3 protein-coding genes are annotated in these 2,534 nt (G+C 59.0%); all 3 read right to left on the reverse strand.

The genetic code is table 11. The features are described 5' to 3' along the window. Positions 1-323: 323 nt before the first annotated feature. The gene (locus ABX749_RS29160; protein WP_372899137.1) at positions 324-974 is read right to left on the reverse strand and encodes a hemolysin III family protein; all 651 of its coding nucleotides are present in this window, start codon (positions 972-974) and stop codon (positions 324-326) included. Positions 975-1,158: 184 nt separating this feature from the next. Then, positions 1,159-1,821 (reverse strand): hypothetical protein, encoded by a 663-nt coding sequence (locus ABX749_RS29165; RefSeq protein ID WP_372899138.1) that lies wholly within the window; start codon positions 1,819-1,821, stop codon positions 1,159-1,161. A 46-nt stretch (positions 1,822-1,867) separates the two neighbouring features. Further along, positions 1,868-2,534 (reverse strand): hypothetical protein (locus ABX749_RS29170; RefSeq protein WP_372899139.1); only part of this gene is annotated, 667 nt, incomplete at its 5' end.

The following is a 2,534-nucleotide window of genomic DNA, read 5'->3' on the forward strand; positions in this document are numbered from 1 at the left end:
AATGCGGTTTTGCGTCTGCACGCTAACGCTTGGCCGCTAAAACGTTGGTGTTGACACTCTGTTCGGTTTACGCGACTTCACTTCCTTTTTGATTTCCGTCATCGCTCGGCCTCGCTTCAGCCGAGAAAGGATGAGTCGTGAGGAACCTGGACGGACGAAAGAATGAAAATTGAAAATTGAAAATTTGCAATTGGAAGTTTTCATTTTGCAATTTTCAATATCTTGCTCCGTGTCCTGCAACGGGGAAACGGGTGCCAGGCATTTCAGGAATGAAACCTGCGCAAAGGAAAAAGCCGTCAACCCCGAACTTTTAGCAGCCCACGCTAACGCACCACGTACCACTGAATCGCCAGGAAGTGACACAGGGCGGCGGAGATGACGAACAGGTGCCAGACGACGTGTAGGTATTTGAACTTGGAATCGTTCACCAGCACGATCACGCCCAGGGTGTACAACACGCCGCCGAGTAACATCCCCCAGCCGAGCCCCGATGGCACCTTGCCATACAACGGAATCGCCGGCAGCCAGCCTAGTAAAAGGTAGCTGACGGTCGCCACGTTGTTGACGCGATGACGCATCAGCAACTTGCCGGCGATGCCGACGAAGGCCGCCACCCAGATCGCTGTCAACAACGGCGTACGGACCGCGTCGGGCGCGTAGCGAAACACAATCGGCGTGTAGGTCCCCGAGATCATCGCGTAGATCATCGCCTGGTCCCAAGCCCGCAGCGTGTCCAACAGCGGTTGCTGCAGAATCGCGTGGGACAACGTTGAAAACGAAAACGTCGCGAACACCGATGCGATGTACGCCGCACAGGCCAACGCCAACCCGGGCCGGTCAGGCAACGCCTCAAGCACCAGCCATGTTCCCAGCACCAGTGACATCAATGCCGCCAACCCATGCGTCAGCGCATTGGCCCACTCTTCACCGTGGCGGACCGGTGCGTTTCCATGAGTGGGGGCGGGTTCGTTCACAAAGCCTGATGCTCCGATATTCCTGGCGTTGGGGTCGCGGAACTCGCCGACGGTTGATCGATTTTATCAACCCTTTGGCGTGAGCCTACCGGGCTCGCTGCGTGAATCGCGGTCTTGGAGAGGGGGGGAAGCTGGAAGCTTCCCGAATCGCAAGCTGGAAGCTTACGCCACTTTTCGCTTGCGGCTACTTCCAGGTTCGTGCCAGGGCGGCGGCCACCCGCGTGGCCCCGAAGTCGATCAGCCGCGTCGGCGAATTCTTCAGGGTCGTATCAACGGCGGGGTCGGCGTTCATCGCCGCGAAAAAGCATTCCCTCATCGCCGGATCGGCCAGATCAAACGAATGGGATCCCGAGACGATCGCCACGGATTGGGCGACATTGATGGCGAGGAATTGAATCTCCAACCGCATCGGACTGTACGCATCGATCGACTCGATGTTGCAGTACAGCACCGTATCGACGAAGTGTTGATTGCCGAGTTCGACCAGCTTGCGTTCGTCAAATCGACCGCTGTGAATCGGAAAACAGGCTTCGCAGACCCGCCGCGGACTTTCAACCACGTCGACGCCGGCTTTTGCCCGCAGCGCGCCGGCCAAGGTTTGCATCAATGCCATCTGCTCTTTCAGGCGATCCTGACCGTCCAAGGGCGCGACGATCAACACGCGATTCGGCTTCAATTGTCCCAACAGCGGTGACGTTCGCACCGGCTGCGGAGGGCACTGGGGCGCCGTCGGTTTTCTCGCTGAATCGGTCGCGTCCTGGCAATGGCACGTCGCACCACAATCTCCCTTGCAGCGCGTCCACCAGCGAGGCGGACCGGCCGGCGACCACTGGATGGACCAAGCCAAGATCAAGGTCGTAGCGAGCAATCGAAATCTAAAGGTATGCACGACACTAAGTCCCGTTCGCCGAAATTTCACGCACCAACACATCGTCCAACTCTTCGCGGATCGATTGCAGCATCCGATCGGTTTCCATCAGATAGCGGTTGTATTTCTGCTCCGCATCGTTCAGCTTCGTTTGCAGTTCACGATTGATCTGCCGCGTCGCCTCGATCTCCTCATACGCCCCTTCCACGGCCTTGGTCGAACGCCCCAGCAACGATTCCGTCTGGTCGAGTTTTTCCTTGAGCCGTTTGTTTTCGGCGTCCAGCATGGCCAACTTGGCTTTCAGGTCACCGTTTTCTTCGATCAATCGGAGCGCATGCTGTGTCGCCGTGATCTGATTGTCGCCCAGCACAGTGCCTCGCGCCAGGGGCGCGTTGGTGTTGACCGAGCCGTTTGCCAGCCGCGATGGCTCGCCGCGATAGTTCATGCCGGAGCGATTGGATGCTCGTGGATCCGGATAACCTTGCTGCGGACCGTAAGTTCCCTGACCGTATGCGTCCTGCCCGTCCCATCGGCGGGCCGGACCGCTTCCCTGTTGTCCCGTCGGATGCGGGATCTCGCCCGTCGCCAGTTCAGCGATCGGTGGCGGCAAAGGCCGTTGAATCTGGTTGTACGCCGCAGGCCCGACGGCATGCTGCTCGGCCGACTCGGCCGCCCGCATCGGGTTCGGGCTG

The organism is Stieleria sp. (assembly GCF_041595215.1).
GTDB classification, from domain to species: domain Bacteria; phylum Planctomycetota; class Planctomycetia; order Pirellulales; family Pirellulaceae; genus Stieleria; species Stieleria magnilauensis.